Here is a 5488-nt window from a genome sequence, read left to right on the forward strand (position 1 = left end):
GCCTATTTGCTTGATTTCTTATGTGGCTTGAAATACAAAGGTTATCAGGGTTATGAGGAGTATGACGAGGAAGAAAAGATGATTTTCGGTATTGTGCGGGTCGGTGAAAAATCCCTGACCTATGGAGGAAAAAATTTGCAGGAAGTGAAATCTGATTTCATTCAAAAAATCGAACAAGAAACTGCGTCAAGGGATAATAAAATAACAAATTCAGAAATTTAGAAATTGAAACCGATTGATTAAAAGAATTATTACGGTTTCAAAAGTGACAAAGGTTACAGTGGTTCAGTCTGACTTCTGTAACCTTTGTCACTTTTGTAATTCTGCTAACCGATAGAGGTGTCCCTAATTCACTTCCAACTTCCCTGATTTCAAAAGATCAGGGAAGTTTTGTTTATAACCGGAAACCGGTTCCGTAAACCGTTTTTATCCACAAAGCAAAAAGACGGTCTGTGAGAGAATACGTCTTATTGATTTCTGTGATAAAATCTTTATCCAGCAACTTCTTTATAGCCGATTGAACAGCACTGGCCGAAGCCAGCCGATGACGTTTAATAAAAGCAGAAGAAGTGACTTGACGGGCTTCTCCATCTTTTGCAATGGCGTACAACACTTCTTTCTGACGTTCCGGTATATTGGAAAGGATTTCCCGGAATATGGTATCGTTGTCACTTAGTAGCCTATCGATACTTTGTTGAAGAATACTAATCGTACACTCCTTATTGTTTTCAGTATCTGCAAAACCTTCATTAAAAGTTTTTTGAATATAATAAGTATGCCCCTGAAACAAGGCGTATACCCGTTTGGCCGTGTCCTCGGAAATAGATTTTCCGAATTTATTGAAATTACCGACAATGAAGGGAATATATTTCTCGTCGGGGATAGCACTTAGTTCGAGCATATCTGCACTATGGTAAAATGGACGTGAAGCAGATACGAACATATTTTGCATCATATGCCGTTCACTTCCTGCAAAAATGAAATGGCAATTATTTATTTTTTGAATATGTGTCCGCAACAAAGCCTCGATATTCTTTTCCGGATATTTAGCGATCTGCTGAAATTCGTCGATGGCAATAATACAGGGTTTATCGGCTTTGGCAAGATAAACGAAAATTTCATCTAACGTATATTCGGGTCGGTCAATATCCCCTAACTCCAAACTAAAAGTCGGGGTATTCGACAGCGGATCGAAACCGAATTTCCCGCTAATTGATTTCAGCGTCTGCATAAAAAGTTGAGTCATTCTTTTACTCCGGGGCAGCAACGTTTCATAAATCTCTTTCCCCAGCGTATAAGTAAACTCCCTCAGACTGGAAGTATGTAAGATGTCGATGAAAAAAGTGTAATACGTTTTTTTCCATTCCGGTTTTTCATAACAAAACTGAATTAATCCCGTCTTTCCCATCCTTCTCGGGGAAATAATCACCAAATTATTCCCGTTATCCAACGACCGGATCAAACGGACCGATTCTTCTTCCCGATCACAAAAATAGGCCGGATCGATTTTCCCCGTCACAATAAAAGGGTTCACTATTTTCCTCATAACTCCATTTTTATACAAATATAATTATATTATCCGAATTATGCAAATCACATAATATTCTATGTAAAAATTGCATTCCAATCGTTTTTTATCTCATATTAAACAAAACTCCCTGATCTGTTATCGGATCAGGGAGTTTTGTTTAATATCCTATATGTAATGGGAACTGGTTTAATTAAATTCTGATTTAATTGGACCTTTTTTATTATATAGTTATAACTATCGGGGGAATGCTAACCACATAGGACAAAGCAGGATATGTGTATAGATAAATCCAGATTAAATCCAGTACAAATCCTATTTATTACCAGATTAATAACTAAATAAATAAGCTTTAATCCAGTTTTTATTTGGATTTTAATCATTTTTTAGTTAATTTTACAGAAGCTAACACTCAAAGGGATCTCCGAGGAATCGCTGTTATCGGGAAATTGATTCATTTTCAAACTAAAAAAACAGGCTATGGGTACTGCAAGATCTAACTTATTAAATCAGCTGAAAGGAAGTTTCGGAAATGTTATCCTTTATGAAGTAAACGGACAGCTGAGAATAAGGAGCAAAACGGGACGGTATAGAAAATCGAAAAGTAGTAAGCAAAAAGCACAGAAAAACAGGTTTAAAGGGGCGGCTTCATTTTATCATAAACTGGAAATGCCGATGTATATGACCTGGAGCGATGCTACGCATGGACAAAACATAAGCGGATATAACCTTTTTATAAAAGAGAATATCCATAGCTTTACGGAGACAGGAGAAATTACCGAATTTTCAGGCCTGAAGATATGTTACGGGCCGCTTTATATCCCGGATTATTTCGGAATGCAATATACCACTCCGGATCTTATTCGCCTGGAATGGAATCCCGGGTATAAAAATCAGGGTTTCGACGACGACTTATTACAAATAGCCATTTACGATAAAACCAGGGTAGACGACGGTGAGATATATTGGCTGGAAGGTTTTGAAACCATACGGGCTACAGGAGCATATACCTTTACTCTCCCGGCCGAAAGAGGTAAAGAGATCCATTTATTTGCTTTTTTCAAAAATAAATACCGGAACATTTTTTCGGAAAGTCGTTTTCTGGGAACAGTGGCAAAAGAAACATAAGTCTCCCCTGGCGGAAGAAATGAACGAATTCGTTTCGTTCTGCACCCGGTTTGCATTATCATTCGATAAAATAAGCTACATCTCAGCAAAGTTCAAGTAAACTTGGCTTTGCTTTCGGTTTACATTATCTTTGTAGCAGAATCAAGTCGTGCGGAATTATGAAAATGTGTATTGCAGAGAAACCAAGTGTTGCCAAAGAAATCGCGAATATTCTGGGAGCTACGACCCGGCGGAACGGATATCTGGAAGGGAATGGATATTGTGTTACCTGGACATTCGGACACTTATGTACCCTGCAAGAACCGGGAGAATATACGGAGAAATGGCAAAAATGGAATTTAGGGGTATTGCCGATGATCCCCTCGAAATTCAGGATCCGTCTGATCGAAGATGAGGGAATAAAAAAACAATTTGCCGTTATCGAGGAGCTGGTCTCGAAAGCTGAAATGGTGATCAATTGCGGGGATGCCGGCCAGGAAGGAGAACTGATTCAACGTTGGGTATTGACCAAAGCCAAATGCGGGGTACCTATCAAACGCCTTTGGATTTCTTCGCTGACAGAAGAAGCCATCCGGGAAGGATTCGAAAAACTCATGGAATCGCAAGATTTCGATACTCTCTATGCGGCCGGTTCTGCACGGGCTATCGGCGACTGGCTGTTAGGGATGAATGCCACGCGGGCTTATACGTTGAAATACGGGACAGGAAAAAACGTACTCTCGATCGGACGAGTGCAGACCCCTACCCTGGCCCTGGTCGTCGAACGACAAAAAGCGATCGAGAACTTTAAACCGGAAACTTATTGGGAAATACGGACGAATTACCGGGAAGGACTTTTCTCCTGTTTGCGCGGACGGTTCAATAAAAAAGAGGAAGCCGAAGCCCTCCTGGAAAAAATCACTCCACTCGAACTGGAAATTCTCAGTATCGAGCGGAAAAAGGCCATGGAACATCCGCCGAAACTGTTCGACCTGACTCTATTGCAGGTGGAATGTAACCGAAAATTCGCCTATACAGCCGAAAATACCTTAAAAATCATACAGTCGCTTTACGAGAAAAAGCTGACCACCTATCCCCGTGTGGATACCAACTTTTTACCGAACGACCAATATGCCAAAGTCCCCAAAATACTTCAGGGCCTGAAACCTTATGAGGCTTTAACACAGCCGATCTTATCGGGAGGAAAAATACGGAAGTCAGCCAAAGTCTTCAATGACAAAAAAATTACGGATCACCATGCCATCATTCCTACCGGTGTATTCAGTTACGATATGTCTCCCGAGGAAAAGCGGGTATATGATCTGGTAGCCCGCCGTTTCATTGCCGTCTTCTATCCGGACTGCGAAATAGCCAATACAACCGTTATGGCCAGAATTGGCAACGAAGACTTCAAAGCCACCGGAAAACAAATCATCGATCCGGCGTGGCGGGTGGTATTCGGCAATAATACAGACAAACAAAACGAAGAAAACGTACTACCGGTTTACGAAAAAGGAGAACACGGCCCGCATACCCCCGAAATCCAGGAAAAACAAACTCAGCCCCCTAAATACTATACGGAAGCCGATTTATTGAGGGCCATGGAAACTGCCGGGAAACAAGTGGAAGACGAAGAACTGCGGGATTTAATGAAAGAAAACGGAATCGGCCGCCCTTCTACCCGCGCGAATATCATCGAAACGTTATTTAAACGGCAATACATCCGCAAAGACAAAAAACGGATTTTAGCAACAACGACAGGTATAGAGCTCATCGACACCATTCAGAACGACCTTCTGAAATCTGCAGAGCTGACGGGGCAATGGGAAAAGAAGTTGCGCATGATCGAAGACGGTACCTATCAGGTGGCCGACTTCATGGAAGAATTGAAGGCGATGGTAAACGAAATTGTCCATTTTGTACGTTATTCTTCAGCGAAAACGATCACTGTAGAAACACCGGAGGGAAAAGACGGGGAAGACGGGAAAGGGAGAAAGGAGAAGGGGAGAAAGGAGAAAGGAGAAAAAATTGCGGTTGTATTGAAATGCCCCAAATGCGGACAAGGAGAAATTGTGAAGGGAAAAACCGCCTGGGGATGCACCTTATACCGGAAATCCTGTGATTTTCTGATTCCGATGGAAATACAAGGTAAGAAACTCACCCAAAAACAAGTAGATACATTAATACAAAAAGGCCAAACCGGCAAAATATCCGGTTTCAAGGATCCGGAAGGCAACTCGTTTAATGGGATAGTCCGTCTGGATGAAAATAAAAACATTATAGTCGACAAGATATAATTTATATTTAATCAACTTTAATTTTTTAATTTACAAATTCGTATTTCATTATCTTTGTACAAGATAGAAGGTGGCCCGGCAACATAAAATCTGAAAACAAGTTTTCATTTGCTATTGCACTCGCCTTTCCCTATATTTGAATCGGTAAACCAAAGATCTAAAATGTCTATTATAGAATACTTAGCAAATACAAGCCGCCACTATACCTCTGTTACTACACCCCAAACTACAGAAATTTTTGTCCTAACGATACAAACAAACTAGTGACACCTTGGGTAAAATTATTACCGGAACAACCTGACGAAACGCCTGAATTCGATAAAAATGTACAAACGACTTCCGGCCGTGGAAAAGTTATATTCCGATTAAAAAATCCTCAAATCGTAGACTGCATCAGAACAGTTCCCCGAGATGCAGATAATATTATACATCCTAATGAAAATTATAGTTTATTTCCTGACTTCGTCACTCAAAAAATGTTCATTTTATAATTGATTGATAAACAATATTTTGTATCTTTTCATGCCCTTATTTTGGGGTACGCAAAAGTTTTTTT

3 protein-coding genes and 1 pseudogene are annotated in these 5488 nt (G+C 40.3%); 3 read left to right on the forward strand and 1 reads right to left on the reverse strand.

The window, feature by feature from the left end; all coding sequences use genetic code 11:
- Nucleotides 1–222 (forward strand): annotated as a pseudogene (locus WS42_RS14075) (hypothetical protein); the annotation flags it as partial.
- Nucleotides 223–394: 172 nt separating this feature from the next.
- Here the strand turns inward: WS42_RS14075 and WS42_RS14080 are convergent.
- A complete protein-coding gene (locus tag WS42_RS14080) occupies nucleotides 395–1546 on the reverse strand; it encodes an AAA family ATPase (protein ID WP_046451299.1) in 1152 nt (383 codons plus the stop codon).
- Between the two features lie 462 nt (nucleotides 1547–2008).
- Between WS42_RS14080 and WS42_RS14085 the strand changes: the two genes are divergently transcribed.
- Together WS42_RS14085 and WS42_RS14090 are read left to right on the forward strand one after the other, a co-directional pair.
- Complete coding sequence (locus WS42_RS14085) at nucleotides 2009–2656, forward strand: hypothetical protein (RefSeq protein ID WP_013613152.1); 648 nt, start codon at nucleotides 2009–2011, stop codon at nucleotides 2654–2656.
- A 158-nt stretch (nucleotides 2657–2814) separates the two neighbouring features.
- Complete coding sequence (locus WS42_RS14090; protein WP_046402305.1) at nucleotides 2815–4932, forward strand: type IA DNA topoisomerase; 2118 nt, start codon at nucleotides 2815–2817, stop codon at nucleotides 4930–4932.
- Nucleotides 4933–5488 lie beyond the last annotated feature (556 nt).

Origin of the sequence: Odoribacter sp. N54.MGS-14, from assembly GCF_000980295.1 — a bacterium.
Lineage (GTDB): Bacteria > Bacteroidota > Bacteroidia > Bacteroidales > Marinifilaceae > Odoribacter > Odoribacter splanchnicus.